Below are 19,071 nucleotides of genomic sequence, written 5' to 3'. Positions count from 1 at the left end.
GAATTTATTTGCTTATGCAAATCGGACACAACTGGAGGAATGAACACCGCGCAGCCTCCAAACACCCTCTCATACAAGGCCTTTGAAGCCTTGCGAGTTCGAACGAGCGTCCTTCGCACCCCCTCCATGAAGGCGGATGCGGATGCGATCCTGTTTTCGGCAAAGAGCTTCGCCGCGGCGATGCTAGCGTACTACATTTCGCTGCGGATCGGGCTTCCCAAGCCGTTCTGGGCCATCGTCACTGTCTACATCGTCTCGCAGACGTCCGCCGGAGCGTCACTCAGCCGTGGTGTGTATCGCTTTGCCGGGACGTTTATCGGCGCGATCGCGACGGTCGCGATCGTTCCGAATTTCGTAAACAACCCCATCGTGTGCAGCATGATCCTCGCAGGCTGGATCGGCCTGTGCCTCTTCTTCTCGCTACTGGACCGCACGCCACGAGCCTACGCTTTTGTGCTTGCGGGTTACACGGCGAGCCTGATTGGCTTTCCGAGTGTGCTTGATCCTGGAGGGGTTTTCGAGACGGCGTCGGTGCGCGTCCAGGAAATCTCGATCGGGATTCTGTGCGCTGTCCTGATACATCGCTACATCCTGCCGAAACGCATGACCGGCCAGTTTACCGGCAAGTTGTCGGCCACTCTGGGGGACGCCCGTCGGCTGGCGGGCGATGCACTGAGTGGAACCCCGGGAGAAAACCGTCGTGACCGTCACCAGCTTGCAGCGGACCTGCTAGCAATCCAGGGACTTGCCACGCATCTGCCCTATGATCCGGCGCCAACACCCCCACGCCAGATACTGCAACTCATCCATGACCGGCTTGCCCGTTTGCTGTGGCTCGCGGCCGAGATTGAAGATCGGATTGAGGCTCTTCGCTTGGGCGATGGCAATGCGTCTGGTGAGTTGATCGCCTTGGTCGGTGACATCGGTGCCTGGGCCGCAAACGCCGAAGCGGAAGATCGGGAGGCTACCGCATCCCAGCTCATCACGCGCGCACGATCAGTCCAGAAAAGTTTGGGCGCCGACGCTACGATGCCCGGCGACAGGCTTGCAGCCAATCTGGCAGGTCATCTCGCGGAAATGGTCGGTCTGCTACAGGACTGCGACAGGCTCGAGCAGAAGATCGCAGCGACCGGGCGGTTGCGCGATGTCACGTCGCTTCACGGACCGATGCGAGCGAAGGGCTATGTCTATCACCGAGATCCCAGGATGGCGGGTCGCGCCGCGCTCGGCGCCATCGTCGGAATCCTCATCGGCTGCGCCTTCTGGATTTGGTCGGCCTGGCCGGAGGGCGGAATGGCCGTCTCCATTCTCGGCGTGTGCTGCACCTTGTTCGGCAATTTCGATGCGCCCGTGCCCTTTGTCGTCAAATATATCATCGGCTCGATCTACGGGGTCGTAATCAGTCTCATCTACAGCTTCGTCATCCTGCCCCAGGTCACGGACTTCCATGTTCTTGTGGCGGTGCTCGCCCCGGCGTTCCTGTTCGCCGGCTCTCTCCAGGCACGCCTGCCGACGACCTTCATGGCGCTCGGCATCACGCTCACCATTCCGATCCTCTCGGGTCTCGGCCCCCATTACACCGGCGACTTCGCCACCTCCCTCAACAGTGTGATCGCGCTGTTTGCGGCGGTCGTCTTCGGCGCGGTGAGCATGTCCCTGTTCCAGGCCGTGCCGGTCGATGCGGCGATCAACCGCTTGCTTCGCTTGAGCCGCCGGGACGTCGGCCGGCGCGTGCTCGCCGCTGCGCCCCACGAGGCGCGCTGGGCGAGCCTGATGATCGATCGGACAGCCTTGCTGCTGCCAAGGTTGCGGCTCACCGGCAAAGCCTATCCGGATGTGCTCGACGATACGCTGCACCATCTTCGCATCGGCCATGTCGCCGGACAGATTCGCAAGATGATCCCGCAGATCAAGGGCGAGGCCGGCGTCGAATTGAGCGAACTTCTATCCGTGATCGCCAGGCGCTTCAGTGGCAGGAAGTCGTCAACGCCTGCCGACCTCCTCGACCTCGATCAGCGGATCGAGACCTTGATCGAGACGGTGGCGGGCAGCGCGCTCTGGAGCCGCCTGCGGATTATCGACCTGCTCATCGACCTGCGGTTCGCGCTCGGCGCCCCCGGCAGACGTGAGGACCACGACCGATGATCGTTGATCTCAATGTCGGAGGCGTCCTCATCCCCGGCCTGGTGGTGCTCGCGTTCATTGCGCTGGTCGCCACCATGGCGACGCTCCGCCTGATCGCCGCCGCCGGCCTCAATCGCCTGTTCGCTTATCGGCCGCTCGTCGAGATTGCCACCTTTGTCATCATCTACGGTCTGCTCGTGCAGTACCTGCCATCGATCGGACTCTTGCCTTGAACCCTGTTCTATCCCTGCTGGGCCGCTACGCCCTGACCCTTTGCCTCGTCGCCGTCTCCGCCTTTATCGCGCTGAAGGTGTGGAACCATTTCGAGCGGACGCCCTGGAGCCGCGATGGACGAGTTGGCGTCGATGTCGTGCAGATCGCGCCGGAAGTCTCCGGCACGGTCAGCACCGTTCCCGTGGTGGACAATCAATATGTGCGCCGGGGCGACATCCTTTACCAGATCAACCCCGAGCGGCTCCGGCTCGCCGTTGCGTTGGCTGAGGCTGACGTGGAAGCCAGACACCAGGATATGATCGTTCGTCAGGCAACGGCACGGCGGCACAGCCAACTCAAGGACGTCGTCTCCCAGGAGGCGGTCCAGCAATCGAGCGGCGCGGCCGCGGTCGCCGGCGCCGCCTATTCGTCAGCGGTGGCGGCGCTCGATCTGGCCAAACTCAACCTTGCCCGCTCGACCGTCCGCTCGTCGGTCGATGGCTATGTCACCAATCTGAGGCTGCGTCCGGGCGACTATGCGACGGCCGGTGTGACGAAGGTTGCCGTCCTGGACGCCGACAGCTTCTGGATCACCGGCTATTTCGAGGAGACCAAGATCAGGCAGATTCGCGTTGGCGACCCGGCACGGATCATGCTGATGGGCTTTGATCAGCCAGTCGCTGGCCATGTCGAAAGCCTCGGTCGCGGGATCGAGAACAGCAACGACGCGCCCGGTCATCTCGGCCTGCCCAATGTGGCGGCGACATTTTCCTGGGTGCGTCTTGCCCAGCGCATCCCGGTGCGCATTCATATCGATCGTGTGCCGTCCGGTGTCGATCTCGCAGCAGGCATGACAGCGACCGTCGAGATCACCCCTGCGACAGGTGTTGCGACCACGGAGGCGCGGCCATGAAACGTGCGCTTCCGTTCCTGTCGGGCCCGTTGCTAGCCGGTTGCTTGGGGGGCCAGCCTATCATGTTCAGCACAGCACAATAACGGAGCGCCCAGAAGCCGCCGTGCCCATCCTCGACATCGACCACGTGGTCGTGAGCGAGGAAGAACCGCCGCCACATCGGTGGCGCCTCTATCGCGATGCAAGGCTCGATGCCTATGTCGAGGAGGCGTTGGCGGCCAATACCGACCTGTGTCGCGCCACGGAGATCATTCGCGAGACCGAGACTGCTCGCAGCGTGGCAGCGAGGTGCTCGGCACGCGTCGTAGGCCCGATAAGCGACCTGGCTGCATTCTTCAGCTATTCTCTCGTTTAGATCTCGGCCACCGGCTTGACTTGGCCGAAAGCATCCGTCCGGGGCATCGAACAGGGCGACGCGCTAGCGCAACGGCCGCGTCTTCTTATCGGCTCTATCTTCTCGCCACGCTACGCGCTCGGGAAGTTGCCAGATCCGTACTGCTCTTCGTCAATCGGCGCTGGAGTTTGGCAAGCAGAACCAGACTGGCGATCACCAGGAGCGTTCCATTAAATGGATGGAATGCGAGCGGCAGCGAATCCGTCCCAGCCGCCAATGCGAACTGGACGATATAGAGTGCGAAAACCAATCCAGCCCACCAGTTGAAACCACGCAGGCGCGGTACAGCAAACACACCGGCGCACAAGATTATTATCGGCAGGGGCAGGGCTCCTCCGATCACCAGGTGTATCTGCCAATCCCATGCACCGATGAACAGCGCCACTCCGGCACTCAGGAACTGACTAAGAATGCCCAATGAAAGCAGCCGCGCGGACAGGACGAACCAGAAAGGCGTACCGAGCAATGTGTCATGCACCTTTGTCATCGCTTATCCTCTTCTTTGAACCGGAATTGGCGATCCAGTTTGTGAGGGCGGCGGCATAGTTTTCGCCGGCGGTCTCGATCTCGCCGGCAGAGAGCTTGTCGGCAGAATATAGGACGAACGGGGTCGTCCAAATCAGTCCGCATCGGTTCGCCGTGGCGCGCAGGGGCGTGAATATGTCGGCAATCGCGAACATGTTGGCCCCGCCGGGCCGATATGCTTCGGCCGTGTTGCCAGCGGTTGCCGCTATCATCAACGGCCTACCCTCAAGATGGCGCCCCTCCGCCTCGTACGCGATATAGAACATGCGTGTGAGCACGGCATCCTGCCAGGCTTTCAGGAGCGGCGGCGTCGAATACCATTGAACCGGGAACTGCAGGACAATCCGGGCCGCTTCGAGCAATCGCGCCGCTTCGCGTTCGCCGTCACGGTACATGTCCATCCCGCCGGGATAGGTCCCCTGCATGTCGATTACCTCGACATTGGGCAGGGCTCCCGCCCTCCCGGCAAGTGCAGCGTTTGACTTGGAACGGCTGAGATCGGGATGGAAGAGAAGCACAAGGGTCTTGGTCATCATCAACTCCAATATTCTGTTGGAGAGACGATGCTGGAAGTCGGAAAATTATTCCAATCGATATATTTTCTATCTTATTATTTGTCGCATGAATTTAAGATCGATCGACCTGAACCTGCTTGTGATCCTCGATGCGCTGCTGGATGAAACACATGTCAGCAGGGCTGCCCACCGGGTGGGCCTTTCGCAGCCCGCCGCTTCGGCTGCCTTGCAGCGATGCCGCCAATTGTTTGGTGATGAACTCCTCAAACGCGGACGCGGAACGATGCGTCGGACTGCCAGGGCGGAATCGCTTCGTGCTCCGCTCAAATCCCTGCTTGCCGGGATCGCAGACCTTGTCGATCTGCCGGAGCCTCGGCTCAAGGAGATTAGGCAAACCCTGCGTCTTTCAATGGCAGACTATCCGGCGCTCTTCGTGCTGCCGCCGCTTCAGCGCGCTTTGCAGACCTCAGCGCCCGGCATAGATTTGATGATCCTGCCGTGGAACGGAACAGATGCGGCACGGGCGGCACTGATCGACGGCACGATCGATTTTGCCGTTTCCGTCCTTCCGGATGACGATGACGATATCCATCGCGATACGCTGCTAAATGAGCACTATGTCATTGCGCTTCGTGAGGGCCATCCGGCTGCGGACGGCTTCAATCTCGACCGATGGCTGGATTTTCCGCACATTCTCGTTTCGGGCAAGGGAGAAGGACGCAGTCCGTTGGACATGGAACTTTCGCGGATCGGGCGAGCGCGGCGTGTCGGTTTGGTGGTTCCGTCATTTGGAATGGTGGCTGAACTCCTGCGTGGCTCTGACATGATAGCGATGCTGCCCTCACGTGTCGCCGTGCTAGCTGACGGCCTCACTATTTTGCCAACGCCAATTGATGTGCCGGGATTCGCTCTGCATCTAGCATGGCACCGGCGGCGGACAAAGGATGCAGGATTGCAGCACGTCGCAGATTTGATGAAAGTATTGCTCGCGGATTAAATTTCATAACAGCAGAATAAATTGGCCGCGTTGAACGGTTTTCTGTCCTTCTCGCAAGCGCAAAGAATCCGCAACTGTTGAAATATCTTTCTCAACAAACTATAGAATTCGAGTTGAGAAGTTTCATGCCAAGTCGTGCAGCAACAACCGCCACTTCACCTTCAGCATCCGACCAAGAGCCGCCTTTACCGCGCGTGAGGCATCTCAGATTGGCCCCGTGGCTGGCATGTGCCGCCGTCATAGGCGCGGTCGCTTACACGGTTTCCAACTGGGATGCGTGGACGAGTGACCGCCCGACGCAATCTACGCAGAATGCGTTTGTCAAATCCGAGCCTGCGGTATTGAGCGCACGCGTTGGCGGCTATGTCAGGAGCCTTCCCGTCGCGGATTACCAAGCCGTTAAAGCCGGAGATATCATCGCCGAAATCGAGAGCGATGACTATGCCGTGCGCGTCCAAGCGGCGGAAGCATCGCTCGCAAAAGCACAAGCCGTGCTCGACAATCTCGGCAATGAGGAAGCCGAACGGCGCGTTGCGATTGAGCAAGCTGACGCGTCGCTTCGCGCTTCGGAAGCCCGCCTCACACAATTCCAACAGGATTATGACCGAAAAATCCAGCTCGTAACTAATGGCTCTGTTTCGCGGAAATCTTTCGATGACGCAAAGGCGGAACTGGCGTCGGCGAAAGCCTCTCGCGAGGCGACAGTCGCAGCCCTGACCTTTGCGCGACGACAATTGTTTACGCTGGCGGGACAACGCGCCCAACGCGTGGCGGATCGTGATGTTGCTGCGGCTTCCCTTGCGTCGGCAAAGCTCGAATTGGGCTACACCAGAATCGTCGCACCTTTTGGCGGTAGGCTTGGCCGACGCAGTGTTCAAATAGGCAGCCTTGTGGCGTCAGGAACGCAGATTGTCACGATTGTGCCTCTCACCCGACCCTATGTGATTGCAAACTATAAGGAAACGCAGCTCAGGAGTGTCCGTGCGGGACAACCGGTGGAAGTTGTAATCGATGCCCTTCCCGGACATCGCTTTCAAGGGCGCGTCGAGCAAATTGCCCCGATGAGCGGAAACGAATCGTCGCTTGTCCCAACAGACAACGCAACGGGCAACTTCACCAAGGTCATTCAACGTATCCCGGTGCGCATTGAACTCCAGCCGGGGCAAGCGGACCTTGATCTCCTGAGGCCAGGCATGTCCGCCGGGGCGCGGATTGATACGCTCGGAACGAGGGGTGCCGCCTACGGCCGTGAACAACTCATTGGGACAAAAGAGACCTACGCCGATGCGGCTCGATAAAGTCCCTTCCATCTCACATCTCTGGCGCGGTGCCCGAACGCCAAATCCTGCGCTGACGGTGGCGGTCGTTTTCGTGGGCGCTTTTTTCACTACATTGCAGGGCCGGCTTTTTTCCATGTCCCTCGCTGACCTGAGAGGGGCGTTCGGTCTCGACGTCATAGAAGGGGCCTGGCTGAGCACAGCGATGAACGCGGCGCAGCTTTTGACCATGCCTGTCACTGTCTGGCTATCGCTGATTTTCGGCCCGGCCCGCGTCATCATCGTGGCGAGTGTGACGATTGCACTGGCAACCCTGACAATACCCTTCGTGCGCAGCTACGATTTGCTCGTTTTCCTCCATGTCGTCGTAGGGCTATGCCTGGGAACCTATCTCCCGCTGACGATTTCACTGGCACTACGGAGCCTGAAACCGCATCTCTGGCTCATGGCGATGGCGGTCTACAGCCTGCGGGCTTCGTTCGGAACCGATGTTGGTGTTGGCCTTTCCGGGATTTACGTCGATGTCATTGACTGGCGGTGGATCTATTGGACTGCCACACTCGCCGGGCCTCTCATCGCATTCATGGCCTGGAAAGCGCTTCCCCTGACGTCGATCGATCACGACAAGCTGCGGAATAGCGATTGGGGAGGCATGACGATGTTTTCCTTAGGCCTAGCCATGCTGTTTGCGGGATGCTCTCTCGGCGAGTCCCTGGGATGGTTCGATTCCGGCGTGGTGACGGCCTGCCTGGCGGGTGGCGCATTCCTGCTGGTGATATCTATTGTCAATATCGCGCTGAAAAAGGATGCGTTCGTCGATTTCAGCGCGCTCGGAAACCACAATGTCCGCACCGCGCTCCTGATCGCCTGTCTCTATGGGGTACTGATGGCGCCGACGTCGGTACTGATCCCGAATTTCCTTGCCGCGATCGGAAAGTTGAAGCCGCTCCAGACTGGATCGGCCGCCATTATCGTCTTCGGCGTCTATCTGGCGATGACGCCGGTTGTTGTGTGGCTCGCACGGCGTGTGGACGCACGTCTGTTGCTAATCGCAGGCTTGAGTATCATTGTATTCACCTCGGCCTGGTGCGGTTCCAGCATCAACAACGAATGGCGGATCGATCAATATGTTCCGGTCCTCATTCTCTTTGCCATCGGAGAGTGCCTGACGCTTATGGGCATTATCCCGACCATCATCGTCAACATGAACCCGGCGCACGCGGCGGCCATCGGGGTCTATGCTCCTCTTGCGCGCATCTTCGCACCTGGCGTGGCAAGTGGCGTTATAGCGCTAGTGCTGCGGCTTTCGTCGGATACCCATAGCGTCATGCTGAAGGCGGGTGTGGAGGCTGGACAGCCTGCTGTTGTCCAGCGCGCCGCCAGCGGTGTGTCAGGCGTCGCTTCCGTCGTTGCGCGCGAGGCGACTGTGCTATCCTATGTGAGTGGGTTCTATCTCGTCTTCTGGGTGGGGATCGTCGCTTTGCTCCTCGCCGCCACCCTGCAACGGGCACCGGTTAACCCCTTGATACCACCGAGATCTGCCTGATGCGTGGCCGTTTCGCTGCAAACCATGGCCGATTCACAGCAGCCAAACTGCGTGAAGCGTGCTATGTTGCAAAACTTGGGAATGGAGAGGAAAGCTACAGTCAGGCGAGAGCGTTGAGGTATCATCCATGAGCATCCCGGTTCTTCCTTCCCATGATTTTCCAGATACTTTAGCCCGCCCCGTTGTCGGCCTCAAAGCCGAACTCGCTTTTGCTGGCGAGACGGAACCGCACAAGCACCGCAAGGACCAATTGCTCTATGTCATCGAGGGGCTCATCACGGTCGAGGCCGCGCAAGGTGTCTGGACCGTTCCGCCGCAATGCGCTATCTGGATTCCGAGCGGTGTGCCCCATTTTGCGCGGGCGACTGGCCAAGTCTCGATCGGCAATCTGTATGTCGAACCTGACGAGAGCCGGGGCCAGCGGGCAGATTGCGGTATTCTTTTCGTCCAGCCTCTCCTGCGCGAATTGATCCTGCGTTTCGTCAACGAGCCGCACAGTTCCTCGGACGGTAATATCCGGGAGGCGCGGCTGGCATCAGTCCTGATGGACGAGCTTGAGAGAGCACCGGTGGAGCCGTTGCGTCTGCCCATGCCTGCCGACCGGAGACTGAAGCGGTTGGCAGATACGCTGCTCGACGATCCTTCACTCAGGCTGAATCTCGAAGAATGGGGCGCTCGTGTCGGTGCGAGCAATCGCACACTGACGAGGCTGTTCCAGCGTGAAACGGGCATGTCATTGGGTCGCTGGCGACAGCAACTGCATGTCGGCCTTGCGCTTCAAAGGCTGGCGGACGGCGAATCCGTAACGAACATCGCAATCGACCTGGGATATGAGAGCCCGAGTGCATTCATCGCTATGTTCCGGCGGATGCTTGGCACAACTCCGGCCCGCTATCTCACCGAGACGGCAACTGATATGAGCAGCGGCGGCAAAGGAGATGTCATCCACATTTGCGGCGACCGGTCCCCTCTCAATCAGGCCAAGCCGGCAGACCAAGTGGTACGGCTCTCCCGCAGACGCGGCACCAATTAACGCTGTAATTCGGCAGAAGGCTGATCGTGCCGATGCTGGAGCGATTAATCGCTACCGATCCCGGCTTTGCAAAAGCGCGGTGAGGGGGCTGACCTGATGGCTGACATGCATGGTAAGGATTGTGCGAGACTTGGCCGACATTCGCGTTGTATCTAAAACTACGCTGCAGCACATAGGTGATAGCACGCCTACGACGGGATAATTTTGATCCTATCATTTTCATGTTTTCGCGACAAGAAAGCGTCCCAATCGCGTCCTTTCAAAGTAGCTTCAAGTTTGAAACCAAGGCGATCACGCCAAGAAAATCGCATTTCTGAAGAACCGGAAAGGCAAGTGGCATTTTCCGCCAGCTTTTGACGTGAGCTAGGACTATAATCCGACGATGGTTGGACACACTAGCCATAGATGAGAGTCAATGGCAAAGGTTGTGGTTTCGGTCTGTGTGATTTTATTCGGTTTTTGTGGGATGAAGCCAAAAAGCTGAGAGAGTCGCCACTTAGCTCCATAGAGCGCTGCAAATCGCAATAACCGCTCAAATTTGAGTTTTCAAATACAGTTACGCTGTCTATGGTTCCATGGTAATTCTTTAGAGAAGCTATAGTATTATCGCTTTTCTATTGAGATTAACCGATAAAATGGTCGCGTTCGGTCCGAATTTAAGTTCCAGCACTTTACCTTGCTTGCATTTGTGAGTTTGGAGTGGCCCTGAAAAGCGCTAACGGATCTGCAGCAGGCTCCCTTTTTGTTGGCAACTGCTGAGGCACTGTTCGATAAATTTGGTATGATAGGTGTTTTCGGCGTTGCTGCTTCAATGTGGAGTTGCCCCTTAAAAACCGGACATTTTCAGGATTGAGCATTTCGGCTCAGGAACTCTCGTGGAGATTGATATCCTAAAGCCTTGTGCGGGTGAAGATTGTTATAATGCTCGAACCATAATGGCAGTTGAGCCATGACAGTTTCGGCGTCCGGCTTCGGGTTGATCCGGACATAATCGCGCTTGAATGTTTTGACGAAAGCCTCAGCCATTCCATTTGACTGCGGGCTGCGCACTGGTGTTCTGCACTGCTCCATACCGATATCCCGGAGCAGGGACGCGGTGTTTTTCGCAATGAAGCATGAACCATTGTCGGTAAGCCACTGGATGGGCTCTGCCAGCATATTGATGCGCCCGAAGCGGTTTTCTACCGCCGTGATGACAAGATCCTGCACATCTTCGCTCTTGATGCCTTCTGTCGTGGACACATGAGCGATTGCTTCCCGGTTACAGCAGTCGAGCGCAAAAGCAACGCGGACCTTTTCTTTGTTGTCGCACGTGATTTCGAAGCCATCGGAGCGCCATCTGGTATTGGAGCGCTCGACGGCGATTTGCCCGTCGTGTCTGCGTTCACCGGCAGCTCCGGTATGGCGCTGAAGGAGCAGATCATGCTGCTTCATCACGCGATAAACCCGCTTGGCATTTGGCCATGAACAGCCCTGTTCACGGGCCTTGCGCCGCAGAGTGGCATGAACGCGCCGATAGCCATAGGTCGACATTTCTTCAATGATCGCCTTGATCTGAGCAACCAGATCAGCGTCGGGAAGCGGAGCTCTCCCTAGGGCTTTGGAAAGGGTGCCTGTGGCTCGCGCCGCGATATTCGACCGGGCAACACCTAGCGTCTCGCATACCGCTTTCATCGCAAAACGTCCTTCGGCAGCGAGATTGAGTGCAGCATGGGTTTTTTGGGCCGTTGGCGATTTCGAGGGCTTCCTTGAGAATTTCCCCCTCCATCGTTTTCTTGCCCAGAAGGCGTTGCAATTCCTTCACCTGAGCCTGAAGCGCCCGATATTCCGAGGCAGGGACAATCTCCTCTTCGGCTGCCGTTGCGACCAATGCACCCTGTGACGCAAGCTTGTGCCAGGTGAACAGCTGGTTAGGCGCAATGCCATGACGACGGGCGACCAGACTGACCGTCGCGTCCGTCTCGTAGACCATCGCAAGCTTCTCCGCTGTACTCCAGCGTCGACGCTGCTCAGGGCCGGAAAGAATTTCCATCTTAATGCTATTACCAGTCATAATGTGAACAGTAGTCCTATCACTTATTTAAGTGGCAGAAACTGTCCGGGCAATTAGGGGGCTATTCCATCATTCCAGAAGCGCCTCTCTATTCCGTCTCAACCTTCAGACCTCGAAAGCCCTTCTCAATCAAGGGTCGTTTAACTAAGTTGGGGATATGACAATCATAAGATTTGCCAAAGAATACGATGCTACCGTTTTGCCTGAGATTGAACGGAGCTCCGGTGAGATATTTCGACAAGTATCGGCGCTCAAATGGGTTGCTGATGATAATGTGCAGTCAGAGGAACATCACCGTACATTGATCGCAAATGGTATCGCCTTCGTCGTCGAGCGGAAAGGTTCTGGAATTGTGGGCTTCCTCAACGCCGAGCCGATCGACGATGCCTTGCACATTTGGCAGGTGGCCGTTCATGCAGATCACCAGGGGCGCGGCCTTGGACGGAGATTAATGGAGGCTACGCAGCAGTTCGCCATTGATAAAGGAAACAATGCACTGACCCTAACTACCTTCCGAAATGTCCCATGGAACGAGCTCTTTTATCAACGTCTGGGGTTTAATACGCTTAGTTGTGAGGAACTTTCCCCATGGCTGAGAGGCGTCTTAGACGCCGAGGCGCGAGCGGGGCTGCCAATGGCAAGCCGCTGTGCCATGCGGAAGCTTCTTTAACGGCAGAACCCACCTTGGTTTGTAATGCGGATTCCGATGACTGAAGTACCAATGAAAGTGGTGAAGTCGATCAAAGCCACCACTAGTTATCGCCGGCGATCAGACCCGTTCCATTATTAAGATCGCTGAAGGTGTATGGGCAATACGTTGCGCGGAATAGAATGCGGAAGTGCTCCTCGACGCTTTTTTGAACATCGTGATAAAGGCGTTGACTGAGCGGTAATCGAGTTCGGCAATAACATTTTGCACCGTTTCGTCACTCTTTAGTAAGAAAGTCCAATCGGCTGCGACTTGCGTGTAATTTATAAAGGGTGATCTCAAAGCCAGGCATATGATTGTTCGCCAAACAATGGCGCAGAGGCAGTGAACTCAAGGATTGTTTCACAAGAAGCCACTCAGCAATCGAGCGGCGCAGCGGCTGTGGCAAGCGCGGCCTATAAGGCGGCGCCAGCTACCCTTGCCCGCACGACTATCCGTTCACCCGTCGATGGATACGTCACTAATTTGAGACTGCGAACTGGCGACTATGCAACGTCCGGCGCGACTAAGGTCGCGATCATAGATACGGCTTCAGGGGCACCGACTATTTTGAGGAGCTAATACACAACAAGTATCGTGAGTGCTTCAGCGCTTGTTCAGCTGATGGATTTTGATCAACCAGTGGCCGGTTATATGGAAAGTGTAGGTCGCGGTATCGAAAACTGCAACGATTCCCTTGCGAATCACATAAGTATTGGCTTATGTGATGGCATGATTAAGAATGATGTATTCCGAGCGCTGGCAGATCCCACTCGCCGCGCAATCTTTGAGAAGCTGGCTACAGGTAGCCTGAACGCCAGCGCGTTACGCGAGGGTGTGGAGATCAGTCAACCTGCGATGTCTCAGCATCTCGCGGTTCTGCGGGGTGCAAAGCTTGTGAAGGAAGAACGACAAGGCCGCTTTGTGAACTACGAGGTCGATCCTGAGGGGCTGGCCTTCATCGCACTATGGTTGGCTAAGTATCATACCTTCTGGCCTCAACGCATTGAAACTCTTAAGGCCTTGCTGAAGGATATGGACCAATGAACGATGACAAGGCCAAGCAGCAGGCCGCCTGTATCAACTTGGAATTTGATTTAGACGCTTTGCCCGAAAAGGTCTGGCGCGCGATCAGCAATCGGGAAATTAGGGAAAGCTGGTTGCCGAAAGACGCGTTGATCGATACAGAATCGGCAGTTATCAAGCCTAGCGAAGAAGTTCGGTATAGAATGCGTGATGACGCCCCACCTTTCCTTGAAAGCATAGTAACATTTACAATCATCCCGAATATGTCGGGTGGCACACATCTGCGGATTGTCCATGAATTGACTGACACACGGCTTGATCGAACGAAGAAACAGGCGGCGAACAACAACGGTTCGCCTTTCATGCACGCCGCCTGACGCTGTATCACCTCACTTTAATTCCGGAATTCTGGGAGTTCGCCAATGCGCGAAGCAATGCAGCTTGTCCCTACGGTCATTGAGCAATCAAGTAGCGGGGAGAGGTCTTTTGACATTTACTCTCGCCTTCTTCGCGAGAGGATTATCTTTCTTAACGGCGAGGTCAACGACACGGTTTCGGCTCTGGTTTGCGCACAGCTACTTTTTCTCGAGGCAGAGAACCCGAGGAAGCCTATCAATCTCTACATTAATTCGCCGGGCGGCGTCGTTACAAGTGGCTTGGCAATTTATGACACCATGCGCTTTATTCGTGCACCAGTTCATACGCTTTGCATGGGGACCGCCCGTTCGATGGGATCGTTCCTGCTGATGGCGGGTGAGCCGAATGAAAGAGCCGCATTGCCCAATGCCAGTATACTCATCCATCAACCGTCTGGCGGCTTTCAGGGGCAGGCGTCCGACATTCTCATACATGCGGAGGAAACCCTGAAGATCAAACAACGCATGACCCGTCTTTACGCGGAGCATTGTGGTCTCTCCTATGAAGAGTTTGAGCGTGGAATGGACCGCGACCGATTTTTAACTGCAGAAGAAGCGCTAGAATGGGGTATTATCGACCGTATTCTAGAAGCCCGTGAGGGAAGAGAAACTGTGTAATCAATATCCTGGTATCGGCTATATTGGCGACCGCCCATGATGCATTAACAATGGGAGCCAAGCGCACGGCTGCGCCTGACTTTAGATATACAGTGGTACGCGTTTTCTCTAATAATCAAGTGAGGCATGGGTGCGCTTCTTATTCGCCCAGCTCAATTGCACAAGAAGCGCAGTATTCCTCGCTTTTCGTCTCTCCCGAGAGGCTGGCCTGGCTAAGCGCGACGATTGCAGCTGCCATGAAACTCGCCGCCACTGAAACCCAAAACCCATTTGCTGCGCCAAAATGGTCGACAACCAACCCCGAAACGAAAGCGCCAAACGCCATTCCTATGCCTATGCCTGTCATAACCCAGGTTATTCCTTCGGTTAGCATTGTTTCAGGCACCCGACGCTCGATCAATCCGAAGGCCGTAATGAATGTAGGAGAAATGGCAATGCCGCTGATGAACACAGCCGTTGCGAGAGCCAATGTCGATGTTCCCGCAAAGGGTAGAGGCAGAGCAGTCAACGCCAGAATGCTCACGGCAATCATCAGCTGGCGATGCAGAGGCATGCGAAGCGCAAGTGCTCCCAGCGTTATTCCGACGATGAATGAACCGATGGCATAGACACCGATAACAATGCTGGCTGCTTTGGGTTGACCAAGTTCTCTGGTGATTGCTACGGCGCTGACTTCCGCTGTTGCAAATGTGGAACCGACAAATATGAGCGCGAGCGTGATAATCTGAACTGGACGCGACCAGATCGCCGAACGCCGCGTGATAGTCAGATCAATTGACCGAATTGGTGGTTCACTTGATCGCTGGAGAATGAAGGCAGTAGTTCCAACCGCAAGAAAAGCTGTGCTTATAAGCATTCCCGCTTCGGGAAACAGTGACACGGCCAATGCAACAGAAAGCGAAGCCCCCGAAATATAAACAAGTTCATCCGCAGCTGATTCGAACGCAAATGCGGTATTTAGTTCTGGGCGGTTACGGAAAATTTCTGTCCATCTAGCCCGAACCATCGCGGGGATACTAGGCATAGAACCTGCAAAGAATGCAGAAACAAATAGCGTCCAGTTGGACCAACTCTGATTTGTAGCCGCTATTAGAAAGACGAAAGCTATTACCGAAATGACAGTAGTGGGTATTACGACGCGGCTTTGACCAAAACGGTCGACGAGTCGCGATATTTGCGGTGCCGCAAATGCATTGGTTAGCGCAAACGTGGCAGAAACCGCTCCCGCGAGCCAATATTCCCCATGGGTCTGGGCCAGCATGGCGACAATACCAACTGGTGCCATCGCAAAAGGCATGCGCGCGAAGAATGCTGCGGTTGAAAAGCGCACAGCGCCTGGAGCGCTGAAAATTTCCCTATATGGATTAGACATCAGTGCAGCCTCTAAGTGATGATATATAAAACTTGCATACGGTACGTATGTTAATTACATACTTGATACGCCGCGTATGTCAACTAATATACGTGGCGTATGAGAATAAGGGAGCGACTATGCGCAAACCGCGGAGCGAAATGATTGTCGAAACAAAGGCGAAGCTTGTCGCTGCGGGCCGCAGGGCCTTTGGTGCAGTTGGATATGCGGAAGCATCGATGGATGACTTCACGGCATCTGCTGGGCTAACAAGAGGTGCTCTTTATCATCACTTTGGCGACAAGAAAGGCCTGTTGCAAGCTGTAATCAACGAAATTGATTTGGAGATGGCGACAAGATTACGTGCGATTTCTAAAACCGCTCCCGATCCGTGGCAGGGCTTCGTTGATGAGAATGCGGCCTATATTGAAATGGCGCTTGAACCTGAGATCCAGCGCATTATGTTTCGTGACGGTCCGGCGGTATTTGGCGACCCCTCAGGATGGCCAAACGCCAGCGGCTGCATTAAAGCCATGGCTCAAAGCCTTGATAGATTGCTAGCAGATGGCATCATTGTCGAAATTGATACCGAAGCAGCAGCGCGACTTATCAATGCTGCAAGCAGCAGTGCGGCACAATGGATTGCTAATTCGAGCGTTCCTGAGATGACTTCAAAGCGCGCTGTCAAAGCGTTCCGGACGTTTTTGGAGGGCTTGCTAATCACAAATAATCGAAAATTATTGGGACATTAATCACCGGCTCCACCTCATTTACCGCAGGCACGTCTGAGTTATATGTTTGTTGCTCTTGGAGCGATTGAGTTCGGAAATATCGATCCTGCGTTGAACTCACAAGCTCACGGTTGCAGATCGCTCCATTTTTAAACACTATGATCTGCGAGAACAGGGACGGTAGTGGCTGCATCCAGAAGATGCGACAGGTTGTTGCCGCATCTTCTGCGTCAGGCTCCCAACTTACCTCATAACGAGCTAGTTGCGAGGTTGTAGCAGCGCCAGTATAGCGGTTACTGCCGCAAGAATAGCGGTAAGTGTTAAGGGTGCCGTGGCACCAAAAGTGTCCACGACATAACCACCGACAACCGCGCCGATAGTGATGGCCATCTGGAAGGAAGTAACCATTAGACTCCCTGCTGCCTCGAGCGCGTCAGGAGCTGCCCGGGATAGATTGGTCGGTAGCACTACTGGTGCCATACCGAATGCAAAACCCCATAATGTGGCAAAGCTAAAGGCAACACCGATGTGCGCGCCCCAGAGCACCAAAGCAAGCGCGGCCAATGCCATTAACGCAGCGGTGGTTACGAGGGCTGTACGGATATTGGTATCGGCCATACGGCCCCCGGCCATGTTACCAATCACTGCGGCGATTCCGAACCCGAGCAAGGCCAGGGCGATCGGGCCTGTCGTAAGGAGCGTTACCTGTTCGAGAAAAGGGCGCACATAGACAGAGCCGGCAAAATGCCCCGTCATGAGCAAAAGAATAGCAAGCATGCCTAGTTGAATACCGCGTCGTCGTGTCAACCGAAGGACATCAGTAAGGGTGTTACTTGTGCTTGCGGGCAATGTCGGCAGGCTTATCCATTGAAGCAACATCGCAAGCGCGGCCAGCCCGGCGGTCATGGCCATAGCACTCCGCCAGCCTAGCCAGTCGCTGATTAACGCACCCATCGACGGTGCGGCGATTGTGGCAAGTGAGACACCAAGTGTAACTATAGCCATACCTCGGCCCGTCGCGTTGGTGCCGACGAGCCTCGCTACCACGGCAACTGAAAGTGCCCAAAATGCACTAAGAGCGATGCCCAGTCCAGCACGCCCCAACAGTAGCAGCCAGAAATCGGTGGCAAGTGCTGCAAGAATATTGGATCCGATGGCCAGCGCGCTGAGACTAACCAGCACGGCCTTGCGGTTTAACCGCCCGATGAGAACATTACTTAACATCGCCGTTACCGCGCCGACGGAAGCGGTGGCGGTCACGACTTGTCCAGCAGTACCTTCGCTGATGCCCAAATCGCGTGCCATCGGGGTCAGCAGGCCTGCCGGCAGAAACTCAGCCGATACCAACGCAAAACTGGTGGCAGCCATTGAGAGGACCGCGAACCAGGTTGCAGCGCTCCACGCTGTTGGCGCTTCAGCACCAAGGTCTGTTACTGCATCATCAAGTTGAAGTGTAGTGTCTGTCATTGAAGTATCTCCAGAGTGTGAAGAACTTCATAAACGAATATTATCGGATGATATGCATCCTATAATCCGAATTGCATGTCCGTTCGTCCGGAAATCGTGCGGCGCACCACGCCCGGCGAAACGTTAGTGATACGCTTAAACGCTCGAGAGAAGGATGCCTCGGATTCATAGCCCAAACGTGTTGCAACTTCGGCAACCGACATGCCGTTTTGCCCCAATAATTCCCGGGCGAGCTGCATACGAAGCCGTGCCAGATAGCGGGCCGCTCCTTCACCCAATATCATGCTGAAGCGATCAGCGAAAACCGAACGCGACTGGCCCGCCAGACTTGCAAGGCTTTCCAGAGTCCAGTTATGTCCGGGGTCTCGGTGCATTGCAGCCAGAACACGGCCGATATGCGGGTCGCGGATAGCGGCCAGCCAGCCTGTAGTCGAAGCTCCGGTACAATTGACCCAGCACCTTATGAGTCGAGCTGTCAGCAGATCCGCCATGCGTGACAAGATGGTGGCACTACCCATCTGTGGTTTGGCTGTCTCCGCAGTCATCGCTGCGAGCAAAGGACCAACGATTGGGTCGTTACCTGCAACATCGCAGCCCTTAATTACGGGTGGCATTAAAGAAATCAAGGGATTGAGCGCGCAGGCGCCTAAAGCCATGGACCCGCAAAAAAGGGTGCTGGCCGCACCTGAACCTTCCCGCACCACTTCGCAGACTTTGCTCTCCAATCTGGTTATCTGGCACTCGACAAGCGAGTCCCCCACAATGTCCGGTGAACTGGCCAGTCGATGCGCGACGCCTTGTGGCAGCAACACTAGATCGCCATCGTGCAATTCCTGCCAGCCTTCTGTTTGGGTATGAATCCAACATGGGCCTTGGCTGACGAAGTGAAAACGCAGCAACGGCTGCTGTGGAAAGGCGATGCTCCATGGATGTCGAAGCTCGCAGCGGCCATAATTGACGCCATTCAAGCGAAAGTCTCTTAGGACTTCGCTCAGTGCATCCATTGGAATATCTGGCAATGACGATGGTCGGGACGAATGATCAGGCATATTAAGAATATATATGCTGTACGTCCGGCCCGCAAGTTGAAATTATGGCTTATGGTAAGACAAAGCCACGGCTTTGATCGCGCCGGATACGTAGAGACCGGTCTGGACAATCCACGCGGGAAAGCTTTTGGCAAG

Annotated in this window: 20 protein-coding genes; 14 read left to right on the top strand and 6 right to left on the bottom strand. The window is 55.9% G+C overall.

From position 1 onward, the window contains the following. Window positions 1–39 precede the first annotated feature (39 nt). Genes CES85_RS23220 through CES85_RS23205 form a run of 4 tightly spaced genes read left to right on the top strand, consistent with a single transcriptional unit; the run spans window position 40 to window position 3,605 of the window. Window positions 40–2,145, top strand: a complete 2,106-nt coding sequence (locus CES85_RS23220) for an FUSC family protein (protein WP_095448210.1) — start codon at window positions 40–42, stop codon at window positions 2,143–2,145. Then, window positions 2,142–2,357 carry a DUF1656 domain-containing protein gene (locus CES85_RS23215; RefSeq protein WP_095448209.1) on the top strand — a complete coding sequence of 72 codons (216 nt, stop codon included), beginning with the start codon at window positions 2,142–2,144 and terminating at the stop codon, window positions 2,355–2,357. Before CES85_RS23220 ends, CES85_RS23215 begins: the two co-directional genes overlap by 4 nt. Then, window positions 2,354–3,250: an HlyD family secretion protein gene (locus CES85_RS23210; RefSeq protein ID WP_095448208.1), complete on the top strand. Its 897-nt coding sequence runs from the start codon at window positions 2,354–2,356 to the stop codon at window positions 3,248–3,250. Before CES85_RS23215 ends, CES85_RS23210 begins: the two co-directional genes overlap by 4 nt. Before the next feature lie 40 nt (window positions 3,251–3,290). Further along, window positions 3,291–3,605, top strand: a complete 315-nt coding sequence (locus tag CES85_RS23205) for a hypothetical protein (RefSeq protein WP_095448207.1) — start codon at window positions 3,291–3,293, stop codon at window positions 3,603–3,605. Window positions 3,606–3,699: 94 nt separating this feature from the next. Here the strand turns inward: CES85_RS23205 and CES85_RS23200 are convergent, their stop codons facing one another. Together CES85_RS23200 and CES85_RS23195 are read right to left on the bottom strand one after the other, a co-directional pair. After that, on the bottom strand, window positions 3,700–4,131 hold the full coding sequence (locus CES85_RS23200) for a DUF6220 domain-containing protein (RefSeq protein ID WP_095448206.1): 432 nt from the start codon (window positions 4,129–4,131) through the stop codon (window positions 3,700–3,702). Then, complete coding sequence (locus tag CES85_RS23195) at window positions 4,115–4,702, bottom strand: NAD(P)H-dependent oxidoreductase (RefSeq protein WP_095448205.1); 588 nt, start codon at window positions 4,700–4,702, stop codon at window positions 4,115–4,117. Before CES85_RS23195 ends, CES85_RS23200 begins: the two co-directional genes overlap by 17 nt. Window positions 4,703–4,790: 88 nt before the next feature. Here CES85_RS23195 and CES85_RS23190 point away from each other — a divergent pair, with 88 nt between their 5' ends. From CES85_RS23190 to CES85_RS28255, 5 genes are all read left to right on the top strand, one after another. After that, on the top strand, window positions 4,791–5,681 hold the full coding sequence (locus CES85_RS23190) for a LysR family transcriptional regulator (protein ID WP_095448833.1): 891 nt from the start codon (window positions 4,791–4,793) through the stop codon (window positions 5,679–5,681). A gap of 125 nt (window positions 5,682–5,806) precedes the next feature. Further along, window positions 5,807–6,979 (top strand): HlyD family secretion protein, encoded by a 1,173-nt coding sequence (locus CES85_RS23185; protein ID WP_095448204.1) that lies wholly within the window; start codon window positions 5,807–5,809, stop codon window positions 6,977–6,979. Then, window positions 6,966–8,504 (top strand): MFS transporter, encoded by a 1,539-nt coding sequence (locus tag CES85_RS23180; RefSeq protein WP_095448203.1) that lies wholly within the window; start codon window positions 6,966–6,968, stop codon window positions 8,502–8,504. The genes CES85_RS23185 and CES85_RS23180 overlap by 14 nt, the downstream gene beginning before the upstream one ends. A gap of 127 nt (window positions 8,505–8,631) precedes the next feature. Continuing rightward, complete coding sequence (locus tag CES85_RS23175; RefSeq protein ID WP_095448202.1) at window positions 8,632–9,537, top strand: AraC family transcriptional regulator; 906 nt, start codon at window positions 8,632–8,634, stop codon at window positions 9,535–9,537. A gap of 20 nt (window positions 9,538–9,557) precedes the next feature. Continuing rightward, a complete protein-coding gene (locus CES85_RS28255) occupies window positions 9,558–9,620 on the top strand; it encodes a DUF2274 domain-containing protein (protein WP_350340782.1) in 63 nt (20 codons plus the stop codon). Window positions 9,621–10,380: 760 nt separating this feature from the next. Here CES85_RS28255 and CES85_RS23165 read toward each other — a convergent pair. Next, window positions 10,381–11,590 (bottom strand): IS3 family transposase gene (locus tag CES85_RS23165; protein ID WP_095448201.1). Its coding sequence is split into 2 segments (ribosomal slippage): window positions 10,381–11,257 and window positions 11,256–11,590, totalling 1,212 coding nucleotides; the frame shifts between segments, so codons are not numbered across the junction. 157 nt (window positions 11,591–11,747) lie between these two features. Between CES85_RS23165 and CES85_RS23160 the strand changes: the two genes are divergently transcribed. The 4 genes from CES85_RS23160 (at window position 11,748) to CES85_RS23145 (ending at window position 14,338) form a co-directional block, all read left to right on the top strand. Then, on the top strand, window positions 11,748–12,260 hold the full coding sequence (locus tag CES85_RS23160; RefSeq protein ID WP_095448200.1) for a GNAT family N-acetyltransferase: 513 nt from the start codon (window positions 11,748–11,750) through the stop codon (window positions 12,258–12,260). Window positions 12,261–13,010: 750 nt separating this feature from the next. Beyond that, entirely contained in the window at window positions 13,011–13,325 is a 315-nt protein-coding gene (locus tag CES85_RS23155; protein ID WP_095448831.1) for an ArsR/SmtB family transcription factor, read from the top strand. Then, on the top strand, window positions 13,322–13,681 hold the full coding sequence (locus CES85_RS23150; RefSeq protein ID WP_095448199.1) for an SRPBCC family protein: 360 nt from the start codon (window positions 13,322–13,324) through the stop codon (window positions 13,679–13,681). The genes CES85_RS23155 and CES85_RS23150 overlap by 4 nt, the downstream gene beginning before the upstream one ends. 45 nt (window positions 13,682–13,726) lie before the next feature. Continuing rightward, complete coding sequence (locus tag CES85_RS23145) at window positions 13,727–14,338, top strand: ATP-dependent Clp protease proteolytic subunit (RefSeq protein WP_095448198.1); 612 nt, start codon at window positions 13,727–13,729, stop codon at window positions 14,336–14,338. 139 nt (window positions 14,339–14,477) lie between these two features. Here the strand turns inward: CES85_RS23145 and CES85_RS23140 are convergent, their stop codons facing one another. Next, complete coding sequence (locus CES85_RS23140) at window positions 14,478–15,710, bottom strand: MFS transporter (protein WP_095448197.1); 1,233 nt, start codon at window positions 15,708–15,710, stop codon at window positions 14,478–14,480. A gap of 119 nt (window positions 15,711–15,829) precedes the next feature. On the opposite strand from CES85_RS23140, the gene CES85_RS23135 reads away from it, so the two are divergent. Next, entirely contained in the window at window positions 15,830–16,441 is a 612-nt protein-coding gene (locus CES85_RS23135) for a TetR/AcrR family transcriptional regulator (protein ID WP_095448196.1), read from the top strand. Between the two features lie 237 nt (window positions 16,442–16,678). On the opposite strand, the gene CES85_RS23130 is transcribed toward CES85_RS23135, so the two are convergent. Next, window positions 16,679–17,887, bottom strand: coding sequence for an MFS transporter (locus tag CES85_RS23130; RefSeq protein WP_095448195.1), 1,209 nt, complete (start codon window positions 17,885–17,887; stop codon window positions 16,679–16,681). Between the two features lie 59 nt (window positions 17,888–17,946). Continuing rightward, window positions 17,947–18,936 (bottom strand): AraC family transcriptional regulator, encoded by a 990-nt coding sequence (locus CES85_RS23125; protein ID WP_095448194.1) that lies wholly within the window; start codon window positions 18,934–18,936, stop codon window positions 17,947–17,949. Between the last annotated feature and the right edge of the window lie 135 nt (window positions 18,937–19,071).

Source organism: Ochrobactrum quorumnocens (assembly GCF_002278035.1).
In the GTDB taxonomy this organism is placed as follows: Bacteria; Pseudomonadota; Alphaproteobacteria; order Rhizobiales; family Rhizobiaceae; genus Brucella; species Brucella quorumnocens.
The sequence above is the reverse complement of the archived record's forward strand: the minus strand, read 5'-3'. Positions and strand labels throughout refer to the sequence as shown.

Excerpts from the sequence above, each read along its gene's own strand:
- CES85_RS23220 (WP_095448210.1), top strand. The coding sequence starts at position 40 with ATGAACACCGCGCAGCCTCCAAACACCCTCTCATACAAGGCCTTTGAA.
- CES85_RS23215 (WP_095448209.1), top strand. The coding sequence starts at position 2,142 with ATGATCGTTGATCTCAATGTCGGAGGCGTCCTCATCCCCGGCCTGGTG.
- CES85_RS23200 (WP_095448206.1), bottom strand. The coding sequence starts at position 4,131 with ATGACAAAGGTGCATGACACATTGCTCGGTACGCCTTTCTGGTTCGTC.
- CES85_RS23195 (WP_095448205.1), bottom strand. The coding sequence starts at position 4,702 with ATGACCAAGACCCTTGTGCTTCTCTTCCATCCCGATCTCAGCCGTTCC.
- CES85_RS23190 (WP_095448833.1), top strand. The coding sequence starts at position 4,791 with ATGAATTTAAGATCGATCGACCTGAACCTGCTTGTGATCCTCGATGCG.
- CES85_RS23185 (WP_095448204.1), top strand. The coding sequence starts at position 5,807 with ATGCCAAGTCGTGCAGCAACAACCGCCACTTCACCTTCAGCATCCGAC.
- CES85_RS23180 (WP_095448203.1), top strand. The coding sequence starts at position 6,966 with ATGCGGCTCGATAAAGTCCCTTCCATCTCACATCTCTGGCGCGGTGCC.
- CES85_RS23175 (WP_095448202.1), top strand. The coding sequence starts at position 8,632 with ATGAGCATCCCGGTTCTTCCTTCCCATGATTTTCCAGATACTTTAGCC.
- CES85_RS23160 (WP_095448200.1), top strand. The coding sequence starts at position 11,748 with ATGACAATCATAAGATTTGCCAAAGAATACGATGCTACCGTTTTGCCT.
- CES85_RS23155 (WP_095448831.1), top strand. The coding sequence starts at position 13,011 with ATGATTAAGAATGATGTATTCCGAGCGCTGGCAGATCCCACTCGCCGC.
- CES85_RS23150 (WP_095448199.1), top strand. The coding sequence starts at position 13,322 with ATGAACGATGACAAGGCCAAGCAGCAGGCCGCCTGTATCAACTTGGAA.
- CES85_RS23145 (WP_095448198.1), top strand. The coding sequence starts at position 13,727 with ATGCGCGAAGCAATGCAGCTTGTCCCTACGGTCATTGAGCAATCAAGT.
- CES85_RS23140 (WP_095448197.1), bottom strand. The coding sequence starts at position 15,710 with ATGTCTAATCCATATAGGGAAATTTTCAGCGCTCCAGGCGCTGTGCGC.
- CES85_RS23135 (WP_095448196.1), top strand. The coding sequence starts at position 15,830 with ATGCGCAAACCGCGGAGCGAAATGATTGTCGAAACAAAGGCGAAGCTT.
- CES85_RS23130 (WP_095448195.1), bottom strand. The coding sequence starts at position 17,887 with ATGACAGACACTACACTTCAACTTGATGATGCAGTAACAGACCTTGGT.
- CES85_RS23125 (WP_095448194.1), bottom strand. The coding sequence starts at position 18,936 with ATGCCTGATCATTCGTCCCGACCATCGTCATTGCCAGATATTCCAATG.